Genomic DNA, 20,456 nt, shown 5'->3' on the forward strand with positions numbered 1-20,456 from the left:
GACGATCCGGCCGCATCACAACCCGGAGACAGCATGGCCGACGCGCCGCATCCCGCCATCGCGTTTCGCGGCATCGAGAAGTGGTACGGCACGCGCGACGAACCCGTGCACGCGCTGGCGCCGACCGACCTCGCCGTCGCGGATGCGGAATTCCTCGTGCTGCTCGGCCCCTCCGGCTGCGGCAAGACGACGATGCTGCGGATGATCGGCGGGCTGATCGCACCGACCTCGGGCGAGATCGCGATCGACGGCCACAGCCTGTGGCGCAACGGCCAGCGCCAGGCCAAGGCGGTCTCCGACCTGGGCATGGTATTCCAGGAAGCGAACCTGTTTCCGTGGCTCTCCATCGAACAGAATATCGCGCTGCCGCTGGAACTGAAGGGCACCCCCAAGACGCAACGCATGGAGCGCGCGCGGACGCTGACGAAACTCGTCGGCATCCAGGGGTTCGAGAAACGTTGGCCCCGCGAATTGTCAGGCGGCATGCGCCAGCGCGCCGCCATCGCGCGGGCACTGTCCTACGACCCGGGCATCCTGTTGATGGACGAACCCTTCGGTGCGCTCGATGCGATGACGCGGGAGGCGATGAATATCGAACTGCAACGCATCTGGCTGGAAACGCGCAAGACCATCGTGCTGGTCACGCATTCGATCGTGGAGGCAGTGTTCCTCGCGGACCGGATCGTGCTGCTCTCACCCCGCCCCGGCCGGATCGACATGATCGTGGACGTGCCCTTCGCACGCCCCCGTGGCCCAGACCTGCAATCGACCCCCGACTTCCAGGCCATCGTCCGCCAGTTGCGGCAGCGGTTGAACGAGATCAGCTAGGACACCATGCCCGAACCCGTGCAAGCCAGGCCCGCCGCGGCGCCGCCAGCGCAATTCGCCAAGCGCCTGATGACCCGCGAATCCGCCCTGCCCTGGATCACCACGCCGGTGCTGATCGGGCTGCTGATCGTCATTTGGGAAGCCTATGTCCGCTTCGCCGGCGTCTCGCCGCTGATCCTGCCTGGCCCGGCCGCGGTCTGGTCGGCCTGGATGGAATTGCTCCGCGATCCACGCGCCTGGCACCACACCTGGATGACGGTCTACGCGACGCTGACGGGCTTCGCCTATGCCACCGTCATCGGCGTGGGACTTGGCGTGCTGATCGCCAGGATCCGCTGGCTGGAACTGACCTTGAACCCCTTCATCGTGGCCAGCCAGGTGATCCCGAAGGTGGCGCTCGTGCCGCTCTTCGTCCTGTGGTTTGGCTTCGGCATCACATCGAAGGTGATCGTCGCCGCCGTCCTCGCCTTCTTCCCGATCCTGACCAATACGGCGATGGGCGTGAAGTCGATCGACGAGGGTCACCGCGACGTCATGGTGTCGTTGAACGCGACGCGCTGGCAGGTGTTCCGCCGGCTCGAATTCCCCTCCGCGCTGCCCTACATCATCACGGGGTTGGAGATCGGCATCGTGCTCGCCATCATCGGGGCCGTCGTTGGCGAGTATCTGGGCGGCAATGCCGGGCTCGGCCATCTGCTGATCGCCCGGCTGAACGCCTTCGAAACCGACCAGATGTTCGCCGTGCTGATCCACATGTCGATCCTCGGCTTCATCTTCTATTTCTCGATCGGGGCGCTGCGGAAGATGCTGATCCCCTGGCATGCGTCGGCGCGAGTGAAACTGTGACCGACGAACAGGCGCAGATCCTCGCCTCGGTCGATCGTTTCCTCGCACGGCGCCTGCCGCCGGAGGAAATCCGCAGGCGGGACGCGGGGCATGTGCCGCCGTATGACCTATTGCCGGAGATGGGCCAGGCGGGCCTCTTCGCCCTGGCCGTGCCGCAGGAAGACGGCGGCCTCGGCGCCGATTGGCTGACCGTCGCGCTGGTCCAGGAACGGCTCGGCCAGCACGCCTACATGGTCGCCTCCATCTTCAACCGCGTCGTCGGCTTCGGGCTGATGTCGATCCTGACCTATGGCAGCACAGCGCAGCGCCAGGCGCTGCTGCCGCTGCTGATGGCTGGTGAGGCGTTTTGCGCGCTGGCGCTGACCGAACCCCAGGCGGGCAGCGATGCCGCCGCGATCCGCACCCGCGCCGTGCGCCATGCCGGCGGCTGGCGCATCAACGGGCGCAAGACATGGATCAGCGATGCGCAACAGGCGCGCTGGCTGATCCTGCCCGCCCGTACCGGTGCGGAGAAGGACGGGCATCGGGGCATCTCGCTCTTCCTCGTCCCAACCGACGCCACCGGCATCTCGATGACCACCCTGCCGAAAATCGGCAACAACTGCATGCCGTCCTTCGACATCGGGCTGCAGGATGTCGAGGTCGCCGACGACGCCCTGCTGGGCGAGGAAGGGCGCGGCTTCGCGCGCCTGATGTCCACACTGCATTTTTCACGCGCCTCGATGGCCGCGACCGTGACGGGTGCCGCCGAGGCCGCGTTCCAGATCGCCCTCGCCCACGCAAAGGAACGCGTGCAATTCGGCCAGCCGATCGGCCAGTTCCAGACCATCGCCCACCGCCTGGTTGACATGCGGATGCGGGTGGATTTGTCGCGGTTGCAGGTGCGGCATCTCGCGGGGCTGATCAGCCAGGGCGCGCCCTGCCGCCGCGAAGCGGCGCAGGCCAAGATCGTGGCGACCGAAACGCTGCGCGACGTCGCCGACGCGGGCATGCAGATCCTGGCCAGCGCAGGCTATTCCGCCGACAGCGACATACAACGCCTGTGGCGGGATTCGCGCCTCTACACCTTCGGTGAAGGGGCGAATGAGGTGCTGCGCGATTCCATCGCGCGGGACCTGGGATTGATAGCGAGGGGAATGTCGTGACCGGCCTACGTGCGATTGATGCGGTGGTGAACATCTGGACGCCGGAGGCGCTGGCCGGTCGGCCGGATCGCACCGGCTTCTACACCAGCAAGATGCGTGTGAAGCGCGAGATCTTCGAGGGCATGAGCCTCAAGGACATGATCGCGCGGATGGATGCCGCCGGCATCGAAAAGGCCTTCCTGATCGCGGCCAAGGTCGGCCGGCTTGGCCACCCCGCCTGCTACCACGTCGACTACCGCCTGGTGGCCGATGCCGTGCAGGCGCATCCGGATCGCTTCTATGGGCTCGCCGGGCTCGACCCGACCGAGGGGATGCGCGGCGTGCGCGAATTGTCGCGCGCGGTCACGGAATACGGCTTCATCGGCGCGCATTACTATCCGCATTGGTTCGAACTCGCGCCCGACCATGCCAAGTGGTATCCGTTCTACGCGAAATGCGTGGAACTCGATGTCCCGGTGCAGCTCCAGGTCGGCCAGTCGATGGTCTATGACCCGAGCTATCCTCTGCGCTCCGTCGGTCGTCCGATCACCCTCGATGCCGTCGCCTGCGACTTTCCCGAACTGAAGATCATCGGCATCCATGTCGGCATCCCCTGGACCGACGAGATGATCGCGATGGCCTGGAAGCACAACAACGTCTTCATCGGCTCCGACGCGCATAGCCCAAAATACTGGCCGGACTCCTTCGTGCGCTACATTCGCAGCTTCGGGCAGGACAAGGTGATTTTCGGGTCGGATTTCCCCGTGCTGGATTTCGGCCGCACCATGGCGGAAATCGACGCGCTGGGCTTGCCCGAAGCCGTGCGCGAAAAATTCCTGCGCACCAACGTGCAGCGCATCTACAAGCTGGACGGGGCCGCCGCGTGAACCTGGCCGATGCGCTGGACATCCATGCGAAGGCGCGGCCATCCCACCCGGCACTGATCGATGGCGACCTGACGCTGACGCATGCGGATTTCGCCGCACGCGTGCGGCGGATGGCCGCCTGGTTGCTCGGGCTGGACCTCCCGGCGGATCAGCCGGTCGGCGTTTGCCTTGGCGATACGGCGCAGCATGTGGTCGCGCTCTATGCGCTGGCCCGGGCCGGGCGCGCCATCCTGCCGATGGATGCGCGCTGGACCGAGGAAGAACGGCGCAACGTCGCGACCCATTTTGGTGCTTCGCTTGTGCTGCTGGAACCGGACATGCAGGCACTGCCTGGCTTGCGCTGCCTGGTGCCGGATGAAGCCTCGGACGCCGATGCCGCAGCCGCCCACTTCACCAGCGACGCGGACGCGCCCTTCGTCTTGTCGCTGTCCTCCGGCACCACGGGACGGCCCAAGGGGCCTTTGATCGCGCATCGGCATTTCCTCGCACGCTTCCGCACGCATTGGATCAACCTCGGGCTGAATGCGCGGGACAGGTTCGTCTGCGCGACGCCGCTCTACTTCGGTGGCGGGCGGACGTTCGCGATGTCCGTGCTGTTCTCGGGCGGCACGCTGATCCTGAATCCGCCGCCTTGCACGCCGGAGGACCTTGTGGGCTGCGTCGCGACGCAGGACGCCACAAGCCTGTTCCTGGTACCCACGCAGTTCCGCCGCCTGCTGGCGTTGGATGATGCGGCGCTGGCACCGCTGCGCGCGCTGAACCTGCTGTTCTCCTCCGGCGCCCCCTTGTCGCCGGAGGAACGCGTCGCGATCCGCGACCGCCTGTGCCCACGGTTCTTCGAATACTACGCCTCCACCGAGGGCGGCGGCGTCTCGCTGCTGACACCGGCCGATATCGCCACGCATGGCGACACCGTCGGCCGCCCGGTCTTTGCCGTGGAGGTGGAGGTGGTCGATGATTCCGACATCCCGCTCCCGCAAGGCAAAACCGGCCTGCTGCGCTACCGTGGGCCAGCCTGCGCCACGACCTATCACCGTGACCCCGAAGCCTCGGCCGAGGCCTTCCGCGACGGCTGGTTCTATCCGGGCGACCTGGCCTCATTGGACAGCGAGGGCTTCGTCACCCTGCGCGGTCGCCAGAAGGACATGATCATCCGCGCCGGTATCAACATCCACCCCTCCGATATCGAGGCCGCGCTGAACGCCCATCCCGCCGTCGCGGAAAGCGCCGTGGTCGGCTGGCCGTCGCTGGAATTCGGTGAGGAGATCGCCGCCTTCGTCCGCCTGGACCACCCCGTCGGCCCGGAGGAATTGCTCTCCTTCGCGCGGGCGCGCCTGCCGCGGCCGAAGTGGCCGCGCCAAGTCTTCGTCGTGGACGATCTGCCGCGCAATAGCGCCGGCAAGGTTCTGAAGCGGCAATTGGTTCTCCGGTTGACGTAGCAGGGTCAGCCAGGGATCGCCTGCTGCGCCAGGATGCCCTCGACCGTCGCACCGCGCTCGACCCCGCCGACCAGGTCCGCGACCCCATCGCGCCGCAACAGGTCGCGAACCTCGCCATGCGCGCCGACAACGGCCAACCGTATCCCCTGCGCGGTCAGTGCGGCGTGCAGCCTGCGCAGCATGCGGGCCCCCGAGATATCCAGGTGCGGGGAAGCCGACAGGTCGCAGACGACCAGCCCGATCACCCCCGCCGGCTGTGCCGCGAGCTGGCCGAGCACAGCCTCCTGCACCGCCTCCGCGCTGACATAGACCAGGGACCCTTCCGGCCGGAAGGCCAGCACGCCCGGGATGGTCGCGTTCTCGGGGTGGCGCAGCATGTCGCTCAAGATGCCGCTGCCCGGCACGCGCCCGAGGAAGGCGACATGCGGCAGGCTCGTGCGGGCCAGCATCATCAGGATGGAGGCCAGGGCCGCCAAAAGAATCCCCTGCAGGATGCCGAGCAGCAGCACGCCCACCAGCGCCACAACGGTCGCCGCGAAATCGATGCGGCTCACGCGCCACAGCCGCTGCATCTCACGCAGGTCGATCAGCCCGGCCACGGCGGTCAGGACGATGGCGGCCAGCGCCGCCTTCGGCAGGTTCGCCAACAGCCCCGTCAGGAACAGCAGGCAAAGCGCCAGCGCCCCCGATGCGACGACCAGCGCCAGCGGCGTGCGCGCGCCGGCCTGTTCGCTGACCGCCGATTGCGACAAACCGCCCGCGACCGGATAGCCGTGGCCGAAGGCGGCGAACAGGTTCGCGGCCCCCAGGCCCAGGAATTCCTGGCGGGGGTTCAGCTCGTAGCCATGCTTCTCAGCAAAACTCCGCGCCGCCGAAACACCCTCGATATAGGCGAGCAAAAGACAACCAGCCGCGAGGGGGAAGATGCCCTCGACATCGGTCACCCGCAGCGTCGGCAGGCCGAGTTCAGGCAGGCCGGCCGGGATCACGCCGGTGACGGTCACGCCACGGCCGGCCAGGCCAAGCACGACGACGGCCAGGATCGAGAGCACGACGACGCCAAGCCCGACCGGCCTGCCCGGCAACCGCCGCCCCCCCACCACCAGCAGCAGAATGGCGACAAGGCCGAGGCACAGGGTCACGATGTTGACCCCCCCCATTTGCCCGGCCAGGACAACGACCCGCTCGATGACGTTCTGCCCGCCACCCGGCACACCAAACAGGCTGGGCAGTTGCGTCAGCGCGATGGTGATGCCGGCACCGGCCTTGAACCCCACCAGGACGCTGTCACTGATCAGCTTCACCAGGACGCTCAACCGCAGCGCCCAGGCGAGCAGGCACAGCATGGCGACAGCGAAGCCGGCAAGCGTCGCGATCTCCGCATAGCGCGCGGGATCCCCACCGGCCATCGCGCCGACATTCGCCGCCACCATCAGCGAAATGGCCGATGTCGGACCAACGGCGAGGTGGCGCGAGGAGCCAAGCAGCGCATAGCCCAGCCCGCCAAGGATATAGCCATAGACACCAACCTGCGGCGGCAACCCGGCCAGCGTCGCATAGGCAAGTGCCACCGGCAGGGCATAGGCCGCCAGCGTGACACCCGCCACCAGGTCGCCGCCCAGCCAGCGCGGGGAATAGGTCCGCAGCCAATCGCTTGGGGGGAAGATTGCGCGCAAGGCACCGGGGGCCATCTTCGCCACGTGCTCAGGCCCGCGAACGGATCTCGGTGGACCCCAGATCGGTGACGGCCTGCCACTCCGCCGCCGGCTGGGTCCGCGCCGCGACAGGCAGGGTCGTACGACTGGCCTGGGTCTTCATCGGCCTGCCCTCCTCTTGTTCAACATGTCCACCGGCTGGACTCATCCGGCACCCCAGAAAACGCGACACTCCACCACATCTGGGCCCGCCCGAACGGAAGATCGTCAACCTTCGGACGAGGAATCGCGGGCAAGTGTCCAGCCCGGATCCGGGGTCTTCGGCAGTGACGTGCGAGCCACCGCTTCCGCCACGATGCTGTTGGCCGCGGTCGATCTCCTTGTCCTGCCGCGACGTCATGCCGCGCACCGCCGGATGTGCATCCTTTCTGGCGAACACGACAACAGAAATCGATTGCTCGTTTCAACGCAAACCACGAATACGACACAGTGATATCGCTTCGCAATTGCCATTTACCACCCGCAAGCATGGCGACATCATTGACAATTCGCCATCTCTTCCAATCTCGCCACTATTCTTTTGCAATTCCAAGCACCTCTTAGCGACCCGTAGATAAATCATGGAGCACAAAGGCACTGCCGAAGGAGAAGTGCAGTGGCGACCCATCCGATTGCGCCATCAGGGCGCGAAAGTCCGTTCTCTGAAACAGAACTCATCATCACCAAGACCGATCCGTCATCCCGCATCATCTATGCGAATGAGGTGTTCCTACGGGTGTCGCGACTGACGCTGCAGCAGGCGATCGGTCGGCCGCACAAGCTGATACGCCACCCCGACATGCCCCGCTCCGTCTTTCGCCTGATGTGGGAAACGATCCAGGCACGGGGCGAGTTCTTCGGCTACGTCAAGAACCTGGCCACCAACGGCGACCACTATTGGGTCTTCGCGCATGTGACCGCCTCCATCGGGGCGAATGGGCAGCTCGCCGGCTTCCACTCCAATCGCCGGAAACCCGACCCGCTGCAAATCGAGCGCGTCGAACCGGTGTACCGCCGCCTCCTCCAGGCGGAAGCGCAGAAACCCGATCGCGACCAGGGCCTGAAGGCTGGAACAGAGACACTCTCCACGCTGCTTCGTGAAAGGGGCCTGAGCTATGAACAATTCGCTTTCTCTCTCTAAGGTCCCACTGCTGCTCTGCGGCACCTCAATGCTCTGCGCGGCCTCGGCCATCGCCGCCGTCGCGGGGATCGATGCCACGATCACCAGCGCCGCCACGCTGGGCGGCGCGGCGCTGGCCGGATCGGCGGCGTTGCTGACGCAGGCCTCGCTGCGCCGCCTGGGCCGGACCGCATCGGTCCTGCGCGCGGTCGCCCTCGGCGACCTTGAACGCCGCGTCCTCGATGCCCCGGAACACGGCACGGTCGGCGACGTGCAGCGCGCCGCGAACCATGCCCTGGACATCACCGATGCCTTCGTGCGGGAAGCGGGCGGCGCGATGAAGGCTGCAGCCGAGGGGCGCTTCCATCGCAAGGTGCTGCTACGCGGCCTTCCCGGCGCCTACCAGGTCTCGGCCCGGGCGATCAATGACGCGGGTGCTGCGATGGAACAGAAATCCAACAGCATGCAGGCCTTCGCCAATGACTTCGAGCGTGACGTCGGATCCGTCGTGCGCGCCGTCTCCAACTCAGCGGTGGCGCTCAGCCAAAGCGCCAGCCAACTTTCGGGTGCCGCCGCCGATGCGAATACCCGCACAGCCGCCGCCGCGGGCGCGACGGGGGAGGTCACCTCGAACACCGAAACAGTCGCGGCCGCGACGGAAGAACTCGCATCCTCCGTCAGCGAGATTTCCCGCCAGGTGACCGAAGCCGCCGTCGTGGCGCGCGACGCCGTGACCCAGGCCACGGAAGCGGATGCGACGATTGTCGCCCTGGCCGAACGGGCGCGCCGGATCGGCGATGTGGTGCAGATGATCTCCAGCATCGCAAGCCAGACGAACCTGCTGGCCTTGAACGCGACGATCGAGGCCGCGCGCGCCGGTGAGGCCGGCAAGGGCTTTGCCGTGGTCGCAAGCGAAGTGAAATCCCTCGCCACACAGACCGCCAAGGCGACGGAGGAGATCGGGCAACTCGTCGTATCGATTCAGAGCGCCACGGATGCCGCGGTCCTCTCCATCCGCGGGATCGGCGACATCATCCAACGCGTCGATGGCGCCGCGACCGCGATCGCCGCCGCGGTCGAGGAGCAGGGCGCCGCCACGAAGGAGATCGCGCGCAGCGTCGACAGCACCGCCAAGGAAGCGCGTTCGGCCGCCAGCGACATCGATGGCGTGCGTGTCGCGGCGGCGCGCACCGGGGATTCGGCCAGCGAGGTTTCGGTCGCGGCCGAGGGGCTGGCCGGCCAGTCGGCGCTGTTGAACGAAAAGGTCAGCGCCTTCCTGGCAGCGACGCGGGCCGCTTGAAGCCCTACCCCGGCTGCGCCCCGCTGCTACGCACCGCATCGGCCCATCGCACCCGCTCCGCGGCCAGGAAGGCATCGAGCGACCGGCTGCCAAGCGTCACCGGCTGCGCGCTGCGGGCCCGCATCAAGGCCCGGTAGCTGTCGCTTTCCGTCACCTCGGCCAGCGCGGCGGCAAGCCTGGCCACGATCGGCCCAGGCGTCGCGGCCGGGGCGAAGACACCGAACCAGTTCGGCACATCCAGGCTGGGGAAGCCCGCTTCCACCAGGCTCGGCACATCCGGCAGATCGGCCTGGCGTTCGCGCGTCGCGACGCCAACGATGCGCGCAAGGTCGCCCTGATGCAGCGGCAGCGCGGTGGTCAACGCGTCGAACAGCATCACCACCTGGCCGGACGCGAGGTCCGACAGCGCCGGCGGGCTACCACGGTACGGCACATGCACCATGCGCACCCCCGCGTCGGCGGCGAAGAGTTCCGCCGTCAGATGCGTCAGCGACCCGCTGCCGGAGGAGGCGAAGGCCAGTTCACCCGGCCGCGCCCGCGCCGCCGCCAACAGCGCGGGCAGCGTCGGTTCCGGCAAGGCACGCCGGCTGACCATCAGCACATTGGCCTGCGCCCCCAGCAGCCCGACCGGCACGAAATCCGCATCGGGATCGTAGTTCAGCCGCCCATACAGCGGCTTGGAAATCCCCATCACCGCCGGACCGACGGCGAGCAGCGTGTAGCCATCCGGCGCCGCCTTCGCGACCGCTTCAGAACCGACATTCCCGCCGGCGCCGGCGCGGTTGTCCACCACCACCGGCTGCCCCAATTCGCGTGCCAGCCCCTCGGCGGCGGCGCGCGCCAAAATGTCGGTGATGCCGCCCGGCGCGAAAGGCACGACAAGCCGGATCGGACGTGACGGAAAGCGCGGCGCCGCGGGCTGGGCCCGCGCGCCGCGCGCCGATCCGATGGCGGCGGCGCCGAACAGGATCAGACTGCGGCGCGGCGATGCGGCAATGGTCATGGCGAACTCCTGGCCAAGTGCGAAGCGGGATAGATGACGTGAAACGCGCAATGCTGCAACGCACAAGGGTGCGGCTTGCGCCTAGCGGACGTTGGCAACAGGATAGGGCATCTTCGCATGGAGTCCGAAATGCCGCGGCGCGCCCCCTGGTTCATCGTTGCATTGCTGTGCGCATTCTCGCCGATTCACCAGTCGGTTGCGCAACAGTTGAACCTGGCGCTCGCGTCGACACCGACATCGGTGGACCCGCACTTCCACAACCTGGTGTCGAACAACGCCATCGCGGCGCATGTGTTCGACAAGCTGGTGCACCAGGATGAGCGGCAACGCCTGACCCCCGGCCTCGCGGAATCCTGGACCGCATTGTCGGACACGGAATGGGAATTCCGCCTGCGCCCCGGTGTCACCTTCCACGACGGATCGCCGCTGGAGGCCGAGGACGTCGCGGCAACCTTGCGCCGCATCCCGAACGTGCCGAACAGCCCCGGCCCCTTCACCCAGTTCACCCGCGGCATAGCCGCGGTGGAGGTGGTGGATCCGCACACCTTGCGCCTGCGCACGCGCGGCCCGCAGCCGCTGCTGCCGACCGACCTGTCGGTGGTGAACATCATCCCGCGCCGTTTCGAAACGGCGACGACCGCCGATTTCCGCTCAGGCGCCGCGATGATCGGCACGGGCCCCTTCCGCTTCGAAAGCTTCACGCCCGGTGAGCGCGTGGTGCTGACCCGCAACGATGCCTATTGGGGCGGTGCCCCCGCCTGGGCGCGCGTGACCCTGCGCATCGTACCGAACGATAGCGCGCGCGCCGCCGCCCTGCTCGCCGGTGACGTGGATGCGGTGGAGGCGGTTCCCCTCACCCAGATCGACGCGCTGAAGCGCCGCCCGGACCTGCAGCTCTGGCGCGCCGTGTCCAACCGCGTGATGTTCCTGAGCTTCGACACGGCGCGCGACGTGACTCCCTTCGCCACCGCACGCGACGGACGCCCCCTGCCCGCCAACCCGCTGCGCGACCTGCGCGTGCGCCGCGCGCTGTCACTGGCGATCAACCGCCCGCTGATCGTCGATCGGCTGATGGAAGGTGAGGCCATCGCCGCCGGCGGCCTGCTCGCCGAGGGCTTTTTCGGCGCCAGCCCGCGCCTGGTGCCGCCGGCATTCGATCCCGACACGGCACGTCGCCTGCTGCGCGAGGCGGGCTACGCGGACGGCTTCCGCCTGACCATCCACGGCCCGAACGACCGCTTCCCGAACGACGACAAGATTCTGCAGGCGGTCGCCCAGATGCTGACGCGCATCGGCATCGACGCGCGCGCGGAAGCCATGCCGTTCAACCTGATCCTGTCGCAGGGCGGCGCGCCGACCTACGCCTTCTCGACCATGCTCCTCGGCTGGGGCAGCAACACTGGTGAGGCGTCCTCGCCGCTGCGCGCGCTGCTGGCGACCATCGACCGGGACCGCGGCCTCGGCGTCGGCAATCGCGGGCGCTATTCCAACCCGGCGCTCGACGCGGTCATCATCCAGGCGCTCGGCACGGTGGACGACGCGGCGCGGCGCGCGCTGCTGGAACGGGCCAGCGAGATCGCGATGGAGGACCAGGCGCTGGTGCCCATCCTTTACCAGGTGAATATCTGGGCAACACGCCGGGGCCTGGCCTATACGCCGCGCGCCGATGAATGGACCCTGGCGCGCTTCTTCACGCCAGTCCCCTGAACAGAAAGAACAACGACATGACTGATGATACCTGGCGGCTGTCCGCGACCGAACTCGCGGCCCGCTTCCGCGCCCGCACGCTGACGCCATCCGCCGCGCTGCGTGCCGTGCTGGACCGCGTGTCGGCGGCGAATGACAAGGTCAACGCCTTCGCGACCCTGGACGAGGCCGGTGCGACCGCCGCCGCCGCCGCCGCCGATGCGCGTTTCGCCGCCGGCGCACCGCTCAGCCCGATGGATGGCGTGCCGGTGTCGGTGAAGGACAACATCCCGGTCGCGGGGCTGCGCTGCGCCTGGGGCAGCGAACTCTATCTGGACAACGTGCCAGACGCCGACGAGACGCCCGTGGCGCGGCTGCGCGCGGCCGGCGCCGTCATCCTCGGCAAGACCAACGTGTCGGAATTCACGCTCGGCCGCGGCAATGTGGATACAAAATCCTTCGGCACCACGCGCAATCCATGGAACACGGCGCTGACGCCCGGTGCCTCCACGGGCGGCGGCGCGGCGGCGGTGGCCTCCGGCTTCGGGCCGGTCACGCTCGGCACCGATGGTGGCGGCTCGATCCGCCGGCCCGCCAGCCATTGCGGCCTGGTCGGGCTGAAGCCGACGACGGGCCGCGTCGCGCGGCGCAACGGCTTGCCGATCATCCTGGACGACGCGGAAGTGATCGGCCCCATCGCGCGCACGGTCGACGACCTGGCCGCGACGCTGTCGATCATCCAGGGACCGCTGGACGAGGACCGCCTGTCCATCGGCATCCCCGGCCCGCATGAGGAACCGGCCCCCCGCCCGCTGCGGATCCTCTACGTGCCGCAGTTCGGGCAGTGGCCGGTGGATGAGCCCGTCGCGACATCTTGCGCCGCAGCCGCGCGTGCGCTGGCGGCGCTTGGCCACACGGTGGAGGTGGGCACGCTGCCTGTGGATATCGACCTGTTCGAAAAGAACTGGCCGACCTTCACCGCCGGCGGCCTGGCCTGGGTGCTGCGCGGCCAGGACTGGCGCGGCAAGATCGGCGCGATCTACGAGGAAATGGCCGAACGCGGCGCGGCGCTCACGGCGGCCGACTACATCGAAGGGCTGGCCGCCTTCCGCGAGGTGCAGGCGCAGTTCGCGCGCGCCTTCCGCCAGTGGGATGTGATCGTGACGCCGAGCGCCGGCACCTTGCCATGGGACGCGACGAAGTTCGGCATCCCCCACCACCGCGCCTTCACCGGCATCGTGAACGCAGGCGGCCTGCCTGGCATGAACGTGCCTTGCGAGCCCTCGGCCGAGGGGCTGCCGATCGGCATCCAGTTGGTCGGGGCGCATGGTGCGGACTGGCTGCTGGTCGCCCTGGCGCGGCAGTTCGAGGCTGCGCACCCCTGGGCGCATCGCTGGCCGGTGCTGTAGCAGCGACGGCCGGGGCGCCACCGCCGATCGGGCCAGCGGCCGAGGACGGACGCAGGCCGATCGGCGGATCGACCAGCGCGTGTCGCTGGCGTCGCTTGATCGCCCCTTGCGTGTCGCCGCCGCGCCGTCCGCCCTTCTTTGGCGAAACGGCGATGCTGGTCTAAAATTGAACGATGCGCACAAAGATCAACATCGACGGCTACAACCTTGCCCTGGACGAGGGAACCGGGGTCGCCACCTATGCACGCAACCTCTCCTTCCGCCTCGGCGCCATGGGGGCGGAGGTTGGGGTGCTCTACGGCACGCATGCCAGCGCCTCCCGCAACCCGCTGCTGCGCGAGGTTTCCTTCTTTGACCCGCGCCTGGGCCGATCTCCGGCATGGCAGCGCTACCTGCGCGGCTTCCGTCGCAGCATCATGGCCCCGGCGGGCGAACTGGCCGTGCACATCCCCTCCACGGGCAAGGTCGTGACCGATGCCTTCGCGGCGCGGTTGCCTCATTTCGATACGCTATGGAACGTGCAGGATCTGTTTTCCTTCGCACCGAACGCCTTCAAGCTTTTCAAGCGCAGGCTCCAGGTGAAGATGCCCGACAGGCCGCAGGTGATGCACTGGACCTATCCGCTGCCGCTGGCGGTGCGCGGCGCGAAGAATATCTACACGATGCACGACATGGTGCCGTTGCGGTTGCCGTACACCACGCTCGATCAGAAAAGCCACTACCTTCGCTTGACCCAAATGCTGGTGCGGCGCGCCGATCATATCGTCACGGTCAGCGAAGCCTCGCGGCGCGACATCATCAATTTGCTCGGCGCCGATCCCGACAAGGTGACCAACACCTACCAATCCGTCGAGATCCCAAGGAAACTCGCCGAAAAGCCGGAAGCCGAGGCGCGGTCCGAGGTCATGGGATCGTTCGGCCTGGAGTGGAAGGGCTATTTCATGTTCTTCGGTGCCATCGAGCCGAAGAAAAACGTCGGCCGGATGATCGAGGCCTACCTCTCCTCCGGCTCCGACCTGCCGCTGGTGATCGTCGGCAAGCAAGCCTGGAAAAGCGAGGAGGAGCTGAAGCTTCTCTTCGACGACCACATCAAATACATCGTGCAGCAGGGCGACCGACTGGTCACGCGGCGCAAGATCATCCTGCTGGACTACGCGCCCTTTCGCCTGCTGATCAGCCTGATCCGCGGCGCCAAGGCGGTGCTGTTTCCCTCGCTCTACGAAGGCTTCGGGCTCCCGGCGCTGGAGGCGATGAGTCTTGGCACACCCGTGCTGACGTCCAACACCGCCTCCCTGCCCGAAATCGTGGGCGATGCCGCGGTGAAGGTGAACCCCTATGACGTGCGCGCCATGACCGAGGGCATCAAGGCGCTCGACCATGACGAACAACTGCGTGGGCACCTCTCCTGGGCGGGGCGGCGCCAGGCGGCGCTCTTCAGCGCGGCGGCCTATGAGCGTCGCCTCGCGGCGCTTTATTCGCGCCTGGGCGTGACCCTGCAACCGACAACGCCCGATCTGCCCGTCCAGGACGAGGCGACGTCGTAGATGTTGGGCAGGGGCATCACACCGGGGCGCGGTGGCGCTGCCACAGGTCCGGACGTCGTTTGCGATCCGGCACTGGAGATGGCGTCGTGCGAGCGCCCCGGCTGCCCCGTGACGGGTCACGATGATGACCGCCTCGCGCGGCGAACGGGGGCGGCGCGCGCCACCCGCCCGATGTAGCGGCGCACGGCAGGATTGGCGATAAGCACAGCGAAGGTTGCGGGGCGCAGGGTATGGGTTGGCTGGACAGGATACGCGGCGTCGAGGCGATGGGCGATAACGCGGCCCCGGACTCCGCCCGCGCGCTGCGCGACCGGGGCAATGCCCTGCGCGACCAGCGCCTCTGGGCCGAGGCCGCGACCGCCTTTGCCGCCTATCTTGAACTGCGCCCCGACGATCGCGGCATCACCGTCCAGCACGGGCACATGGTCAAGGAAAGCGGCGACGCGGCCGCGGCGCTGTCCATCTACCGCCAGGCCGAAGCGATGGAGCCGGATGACCCGGATATCCACCTGCAGATCGGCCACGCACTGAAACTGCTGAACCGCCTGCCGGAGGCCGCCGTCGCCTACGCCCGGGCGGCGATGCTCGATGCGATCCTCGAGTCCGGCCCATCCGACGGTTGGCGCGAATTGGTGGGTTTGCAGCAGGCCGGCGTCGCGCTGCCCTGGCGGGCCGATGGCGCGCCGCAGACGCCGCCCGCCGTGCTGCTGGACATTGGTGACCTGCTGGCCTGGGCCGCCGGGCGGCGGGCGCCCTCCGGCATCCAGCGCGTGCAACTGGCCATCGGGGCCGCCGTGCTGGATGCGGGGCTGGATGCGGCGCTGATCGCGCCGCGTGCGGAGGGGGGCGGATTCTGCGCCGTGCCGGCGCTGTGGTTCCGCCGGCTTCACGAGCTGATGCGCCAGGGCGCCGATGCCGATGCCCCGGCCTTTGGCCAGATGCGCGATGCGATCGCCGCCGTGCTGACCGGTCCGGCCCTTGATTTCGCAAGCCATGACGGCCGGGGGCAGGTGCTTTTGACGCTCGGCACCGCCTGGACCCGGCCCGGGTATTTCGGCGCCATCGCCGCGGCGCGGCGTCCGTCCGGGCTGCGGCATGTGGCGCTGGTGCACGACATGGGGCCGATGCTGTCGCCGACCGATGCGTCGCCGGGGCTGTCGGCCCAATTCACCCGCTGGTTCGCCGGGCTGACGCGGCACGCCGATGGCGTCATCGTCACGACCGAGGAAACGGCGCGGGATGTCGCGCGCATCGCCACGGACCTCGGCCAGGATGCCATCCTGCCCTGTGCCATCGTGCCCCTCGACGCCGCCCCCGACCTGCCGCCGCCGGCGTCGGACCACCCCGTGCTGGACGATCCGCGGCCCTTCGTGGCCTGGGTCGCATCGCTGGAACCCCGCAAGGACCACGCCTTCGTCTTCACCGCCTGGTCCGCCCTGGCCGAACGCCTCGGCCCCGCGACGCCCCGGCTGGTCTGCGCCGGGCGGATCACCGAAGGGGCCGCGGCGGCGCTGGCCATGTTGCAGGCCGACCCGCGGCTGGGCGCGCTGGTCACCGTCATCCCCGATGCCGATGACGCGCTGGTCGCGGCCCTGCTGACCCGGGCGCGCTTCGCGCTGTACCACTCCCGCCACGAGGGCTGGGGCCTGCCGGTGACCGAGGCGCTGGCCCTCGGCAAGCCGTTGGTGATGCCGGACCTGCCGGGGCTGCGCGCGGCCGGGCGTGGCCTGGCCGATACCTTTCCCCCTGGGGACATGGCGGCGCTGGTGGCGCTGCTTGAACGCCTCGCGACCGATGATGCGGCGCTGGCGGAATCGGCGGCGCGCATCGCCGCCGCCGCGCCGCTGCGTCGCTGGACCGATATCGCGGCCGATCTGCTGGCCGGCGCCCTGGCCCTGGGCCATGCCGGGCGGGTCCTGTCCTCCGCGATCCCCGCCGTGCCGCTGGGCACCAGCCTGCATTTCGGCAGTGGCGAGGCGGATGACTCGCTGTTGAGCCAGCACCTGGCCGAGACCCTGCGCGACCCCGAGGGCTGGCACGGCGTGGAGACCTGGGGCTGCTGGTCGCGCCCCGGTACGGCCCTGCTGCGCCTGAATCCCGCCGGCGCCGAGGGCCGGCCGCTGCGGCTGCTGCTGGACCTGCGCGCGCCGCCCGGTGGGGAGGCCCTGGTCGATGCCGCGGCCGACCGGGACGATGCGCCCGGCGCCTGGCAGCGCCTGCGCCTGCCGGACGCGCCGACCTGCCGGGTGGTGCTGGAGGTACCGGCGGGCCAAGGCCCGATCACGCTGCGGCTGGATGCGCCTGGCGGCGCCAGCCGCCCCGATGGGCGGGAGGTCGGCTTCGGCCTGGTCGCCCTGACCCTGGCCGCGGCCGATGATGCCGAGGCCCGGCTGGCGCTGCTGGAGCGGGAAGCCTTCACCCTGCTGACCCTCGCGTAAAGTTGCGGCGCCGGATCACATAACAATATCTGCATGTCTTGCGACTGCGACTGGCCAGCCCGGACATCCCGTGCTAGGGGCCGCGCCACACAGTCACACGGATGCCGATCCCCATGCCCGAGCCCACCGACTACGTCGTCCGCGACATCAGCCTTGCCGGCTTCGGCCGCCAGGAAATCGAGATGGCCCAGGACGAGATGCCCGGGCTGATGGCGACCCGCGCCGAATTCGGCGCCTCCAAGCCACTGGCCGGCGCCCGCATCGCGGGCTGCCTGCACATGACCATCCAGACCGCCGTGCTGATCGAGACGCTGACGGCCCTCGGCGCCGATGTGCGCTGGTCGTCGTGCAACATCTTCTCGACCCAGGACCACGCGGCCGCGGCGATCGCCGCCAGCGGCGTGCCGGTGTTTGCGGTGAAGGGCGAGACCCTGCCGGAATACTGGTCCTACGTGCAGCGCACGATGGAATGGGCCGATGGCGGTGAGCCGAACATGATCCTGGACGATGGCGGCGACCTGACCGGCCTCGTTCACTTCGGCCTGCGTGCGGAGAAGGGCGATGTCGCCTTCCTCGACAAGCCGGCGAACGAGGAAGAGGAAGCCTTCTTCGCGCTGATCAAGAACTGCCTGAAGACCAAGCCGGGCTGGTTTGCCCGCCTGGCCGCCAACATCAAGGGCGTGTCGGAGGAGACCACGACCGGTGTCCACCGCCTGCAGGTGATGGCCAAGGAAGGCCGCCTGCTGTTCCCCGCGATCAACGTCAACGACAGCGTCACCAAGTCCAAGTTCGACAACCTGTACGGCTGCCGTGAATCGCTGGTCGACGGCATCCGCCGCGGCACCGACGTCATGATGTCGGGCAAGGTCGCCGTGGTCGCCGGCTTCGGCGACGTGGGCAAGGGTTCCGCCGCCAGCCTGAAGAACGCCGGCTGCCGCGTGCTGGTGACCGAGGCCGATCCGATCTGCGCCCTGCAGGCCGCGATGGAAGGCTATGAGGTCGTGACGATGGAAATGGCCGCCCCGCGCGCCGACATCTTCGTCACCGCCACCGGCAACGTCGATGTCATCACCATCGACCACATGCGCGCGATGAAGCACCGCGCCATCGTCTGCAACATCGGCCACTTCGACAGCGAGATTCAGGTCGCCGCGCTGAAGAACTACAAGTGGTTCAACGTGAAGCCGCAGGTCGACGAGATCGAGTTCGCCGAGGGCCGTCGCATCATCCTGCTGTCCGAAGGCCGCCTCGTGAACCTGGGCAACGCGACGGGCCACCCGTCCTTCGTGATGTCGGCCTCCTTCACCAACCAGACGCTCGCGCAGCTCGAACTCTGGGGCAACCCGGGTGGCTATGAGAAGAAGGTCTATACCCTGCCCAAGCACCTGGACGAGAAGGTCGCGGCCCTGCACCTGGCCAAGGTCGGCGCCGTGCTGACCAAGCTGAGCCCGGCCCAGGCCGAATACATCGGTGTCAGCCCGAGCGGCCCGTTCAAGCCCGAGCCCTACCGCTACTGAGGCGGCGAAACAGGGGGCGCTGCCGGTTCGCCGGTAGCGCCCCTTTTTTATTTGCGCGTCCGCCACGTCAGAACAGCCGCGTGATGCGGAAGGTCAGGGCGAAGACCAGCATCCCGGCGGCGGCGCAGAGGTGCAGGGCGAAGCCCGCCATGCTGAGCCACCACGCGACCGGCACCCCCCGCAACGCCATGGCGGCCAGGGCGAGGACCACCACCTCAAACCCCAGCAGCGCCTGCAGGGGCGTATCGCCGCCCCAGGCCAGGCCTGGGTGCTGGAGGATCAGCGCGCCGATCGCGCCCGCCGCGACGACGGCGTTGAGCCAGAGCATCACCCGCCCGCTCCGCCAGATTCCCCAGCCGAGGGCCGCCAGGTGCGCGAGCAGGATGGCGCCGGCGGCTGCGGCGAAGGTGGTGTTGCTCATGCTGCCGCCTGCGGAATGAGGATGCATGGCGCGCAGCCTTCCCCCGTCCCGCCGCTTGCCGTATCTGGCGTCACAGTCATGTCTTTCCCCGGAGGAAACCAATGAACCGTCGCGCCATGCTGGGGGCCGCTGTCGTGCCCGTGGCCCTTGCCACCCCGGCCATTGCCCAGACCCAGATGCCGGAGGTGCGGTGGCGCCTGACGTCGTCCTTCCCGCGCAACCTCGATGTGCTGTTCTCGACGCCCGAGAACATCGCCCGCCGGGTCGCGCAACTGACCGACAACAAGTTCCGCATCCAGGTCTTCCCGGCGGGCGAGATCGTCGGCGGGTTGCAGGCGCTGGACGCGGTGCAGGCCGGCACCTTGGAGGCCGCGCACACCGCCTCCTACTACTACATCGGCAAGGAGCCGGGCTTCGCCTTCTTCACCGCGATCCCCTTCGGCCTGACCATGCGGCAGATGACCGCCTGGCTGCGGCATGGCGGCGGCAACCAATTGGCCGCCAATTTCTTCCGCGACTACAATATCCACGGCATCCCTGCGGGTGACACCGGCGCGCAGATGGGCGGCTGGTTCCGCAACGAGATCCGCAGCCAGGCCGACCTGCAGGGGCTGAAGTTCCGCATCGCGGGCTTCGCCGGCCAGGTCATGCAGCGCCTGGGCGCCGTGCCGACGCAGGTCGCGGCGGCCGATATCTACCCCAGCCTGGAACGCGGCACCTTGGATGCCGTGGAATTCGTCGGCCCGCATGATGACGAGCGGCTGGGCTTTGTCCGCGTCGCGCGCAACTACTACGCGCCGGGGTTCTGGGAGCCGTCGGCCCGGCTGCACTTCATGGCGAATATCCGCGCCTGGGAGGCCCTGCCCGACCTGTACAAGGCCGCCATCGACATCGCCTGCGCCGAGCAGGATTCCGAGATGACGGCGCGCTACGACCATCTGAACCCGCAGGCGCTGCGCCGCCTGGTCGCCGCCGGGGCGCAGCTTCGCTTCTGGCCGCGCGACATTTTGCAGGCCGCCTGGCGCGAGAGCAACGCGCTGTACGAGACCACGGCCGCGGGCAACCCGCGGTTCAAGGCGATCTGGGAGAGCTACAAGCCCTACCGTGCGGAGCAGTTCCAGTGGTTCCGCATCGCCGAGAGCAGCTTCGACAACTTCGCCTTCCCGGCGGCGGCGCAGTAGCGGGGACGGGTTGGGCCGG

The 20,456-nt window shown here is 68.5% G+C and carries 16 protein-coding genes; 13 read left to right on the plus strand and 3 right to left on the minus strand.

Annotation, left to right across the window (positions count from 1 at the left end; genetic code table 11):
- Positions 1 to 33 precede the first annotated feature (33 nt).
- The 5 genes from ACQW02_RS18210 to ACQW02_RS18230 are packed head-to-tail and all read left to right on the plus strand — an operon-like array spanning position 34 to position 5,124.
- A complete protein-coding gene (locus ACQW02_RS18210; RefSeq protein ID WP_431281327.1) occupies positions 34 to 828 on the plus strand; it encodes an ABC transporter ATP-binding protein in 795 nt (264 codons plus the stop codon).
- Between the two features lie 6 nt (positions 829 to 834).
- Positions 835 to 1,674 carry an ABC transporter permease gene (locus tag ACQW02_RS18215; protein WP_431281328.1) on the plus strand — a complete coding sequence of 280 codons (840 nt, stop codon included), beginning with the start codon at positions 835 to 837 and terminating at the stop codon, positions 1,672 to 1,674.
- Positions 1,671 to 2,819, plus strand: a complete 1,149-nt coding sequence (locus tag ACQW02_RS18220; protein WP_431281329.1) for an acyl-CoA dehydrogenase family protein — start codon at positions 1,671 to 1,673, stop codon at positions 2,817 to 2,819. Before ACQW02_RS18215 ends, ACQW02_RS18220 begins: the two co-directional genes overlap by 4 nt.
- Positions 2,816 to 3,685, plus strand: coding sequence for an amidohydrolase family protein (locus tag ACQW02_RS18225; RefSeq protein WP_431281330.1), 870 nt, complete (start codon positions 2,816 to 2,818; stop codon positions 3,683 to 3,685). Before ACQW02_RS18220 ends, ACQW02_RS18225 begins: the two co-directional genes overlap by 4 nt.
- Entirely contained in the window at positions 3,682 to 5,124 is a 1,443-nt protein-coding gene (locus ACQW02_RS18230; protein ID WP_431281331.1) for a class I adenylate-forming enzyme family protein, read from the plus strand. The genes ACQW02_RS18225 and ACQW02_RS18230 overlap by 4 nt, the downstream gene beginning before the upstream one ends.
- A 5-nt stretch (positions 5,125 to 5,129) precedes the next feature.
- On the opposite strand, the gene ACQW02_RS18235 is transcribed toward ACQW02_RS18230, so the two are convergent.
- A complete protein-coding gene (locus ACQW02_RS18235; RefSeq protein WP_431285924.1) occupies positions 5,130 to 6,815 on the minus strand; it encodes a SulP family inorganic anion transporter in 1,686 nt (561 codons plus the stop codon).
- 619 nt (positions 6,816 to 7,434) lie between these two features.
- Here ACQW02_RS18235 and ACQW02_RS18240 point away from each other — a divergent pair.
- Together ACQW02_RS18240 and ACQW02_RS18245 are read left to right on the plus strand one after the other, a co-directional pair.
- Complete coding sequence (locus ACQW02_RS18240; RefSeq protein ID WP_431281332.1) at positions 7,435 to 7,959, plus strand: PAS domain-containing protein; 525 nt, start codon at positions 7,435 to 7,437, stop codon at positions 7,957 to 7,959.
- A complete protein-coding gene (locus tag ACQW02_RS18245; protein ID WP_431281333.1) occupies positions 7,934 to 9,238 on the plus strand; it encodes a methyl-accepting chemotaxis protein in 1,305 nt (434 codons plus the stop codon). Before ACQW02_RS18240 ends, ACQW02_RS18245 begins: the two co-directional genes overlap by 26 nt.
- Before the next feature lie 4 nt (positions 9,239 to 9,242).
- Here the strand turns inward: ACQW02_RS18245 and ACQW02_RS18250 are convergent, their stop codons facing one another.
- Entirely contained in the window at positions 9,243 to 10,241 is a 999-nt protein-coding gene (locus tag ACQW02_RS18250) for a Bug family tripartite tricarboxylate transporter substrate binding protein (protein ID WP_431281334.1), read from the minus strand.
- A 129-nt stretch (positions 10,242 to 10,370) separates the two neighbouring features.
- On the opposite strand from ACQW02_RS18250, the gene ACQW02_RS18255 reads away from it, so the two are divergent.
- From ACQW02_RS18255 to ahcY, 5 genes are all read left to right on the plus strand, one after another.
- On the plus strand, positions 10,371 to 11,948 hold the full coding sequence (locus ACQW02_RS18255) for an ABC transporter substrate-binding protein (protein ID WP_431281335.1): 1,578 nt from the start codon (positions 10,371 to 10,373) through the stop codon (positions 11,946 to 11,948).
- Positions 11,949 to 11,965: 17 nt separating this feature from the next.
- Positions 11,966 to 13,336: an amidase gene (locus tag ACQW02_RS18260; protein ID WP_431281336.1), complete on the plus strand. Its 1,371-nt coding sequence runs from the start codon at positions 11,966 to 11,968 to the stop codon at positions 13,334 to 13,336.
- A 173-nt stretch (positions 13,337 to 13,509) separates the two neighbouring features.
- Positions 13,510 to 14,880, plus strand: a complete 1,371-nt coding sequence (locus ACQW02_RS18265; protein ID WP_431281337.1) for a glycosyltransferase family 4 protein — start codon at positions 13,510 to 13,512, stop codon at positions 14,878 to 14,880.
- Between the two features lie 230 nt (positions 14,881 to 15,110).
- Positions 15,111 to 17,318, plus strand: coding sequence for a glycosyltransferase (locus ACQW02_RS18270; protein ID WP_431281338.1), 2,208 nt, complete (start codon positions 15,111 to 15,113; stop codon positions 17,316 to 17,318).
- 113 nt (positions 17,319 to 17,431) lie between these two features.
- Complete coding sequence (gene ahcY, locus ACQW02_RS18275; RefSeq protein ID WP_431281339.1) at positions 17,432 to 18,835, plus strand: adenosylhomocysteinase; 1,404 nt, start codon at positions 17,432 to 17,434, stop codon at positions 18,833 to 18,835.
- Positions 18,836 to 18,902: 67 nt separating this feature from the next.
- Here the strand turns inward: ahcY and ACQW02_RS18280 are convergent, their stop codons facing one another.
- Positions 18,903 to 19,256 (minus strand): hypothetical protein, encoded by a 354-nt coding sequence (locus ACQW02_RS18280; protein WP_431281340.1) that lies wholly within the window; start codon positions 19,254 to 19,256, stop codon positions 18,903 to 18,905.
- A 101-nt stretch (positions 19,257 to 19,357) separates the two neighbouring features.
- On the opposite strand from ACQW02_RS18280, the gene ACQW02_RS18285 reads away from it, so the two are divergent.
- Positions 19,358 to 20,437 carry a TRAP transporter substrate-binding protein gene (locus ACQW02_RS18285; protein ID WP_431281341.1) on the plus strand — a complete coding sequence of 360 codons (1,080 nt, stop codon included), beginning with the start codon at positions 19,358 to 19,360 and terminating at the stop codon, positions 20,435 to 20,437.
- Positions 20,438 to 20,456: the final 19 nt, after the last annotated feature.

The sequence above is a fragment of the Humitalea sp. 24SJ18S-53 genome (genome assembly GCF_050632385.1).
Classification (GTDB): Bacteria; Pseudomonadota; Alphaproteobacteria; order Acetobacterales; family Acetobacteraceae; genus Humitalea.

What these genes read in the sequence shown, in the direction of transcription:
- ACQW02_RS18260 (WP_431281336.1), top strand. Translation starts at nt 11,966, where the DNA reads ATGACTGATGATACCTGGCGGCTGTCCGCGACCGAACTCGCGGCCCGC.
- ACQW02_RS18255 (WP_431281335.1), top strand. Translation starts at nt 10,371, where the DNA reads ATGCCGCGGCGCGCCCCCTGGTTCATCGTTGCATTGCTGTGCGCATTC.
- ACQW02_RS18235 (WP_431285924.1), bottom strand. Translation starts at nt 6,815, where the DNA reads ATGGCCCCCGGTGCCTTGCGCGCAATCTTCCCCCCAAGCGATTGGCTG.
- ACQW02_RS18265 (WP_431281337.1), top strand. Translation starts at nt 13,510, where the DNA reads ATGCGCACAAAGATCAACATCGACGGCTACAACCTTGCCCTGGACGAG.
- ACQW02_RS18280 (WP_431281340.1), bottom strand. Translation starts at nt 19,256, where the DNA reads ATGAGCAACACCACCTTCGCCGCAGCCGCCGGCGCCATCCTGCTCGCG.
- ahcY (WP_431281339.1), top strand. Translation starts at nt 17,432, where the DNA reads ATGCCCGAGCCCACCGACTACGTCGTCCGCGACATCAGCCTTGCCGGC.
- ACQW02_RS18245 (WP_431281333.1), top strand. Translation starts at nt 7,934, where the DNA reads ATGAACAATTCGCTTTCTCTCTCTAAGGTCCCACTGCTGCTCTGCGGC.
- ACQW02_RS18270 (WP_431281338.1), top strand. Translation starts at nt 15,111, where the DNA reads ATGGGTTGGCTGGACAGGATACGCGGCGTCGAGGCGATGGGCGATAAC.
- ACQW02_RS18210 (WP_431281327.1), top strand. Translation starts at nt 34, where the DNA reads ATGGCCGACGCGCCGCATCCCGCCATCGCGTTTCGCGGCATCGAGAAG.
- ACQW02_RS18250 (WP_431281334.1), bottom strand. Translation starts at nt 10,241, where the DNA reads ATGACCATTGCCGCATCGCCGCGCCGCAGTCTGATCCTGTTCGGCGCC.
- ACQW02_RS18215 (WP_431281328.1), top strand. Translation starts at nt 835, where the DNA reads ATGCCCGAACCCGTGCAAGCCAGGCCCGCCGCGGCGCCGCCAGCGCAA.
- ACQW02_RS18285 (WP_431281341.1), top strand. Translation starts at nt 19,358, where the DNA reads ATGAACCGTCGCGCCATGCTGGGGGCCGCTGTCGTGCCCGTGGCCCTT.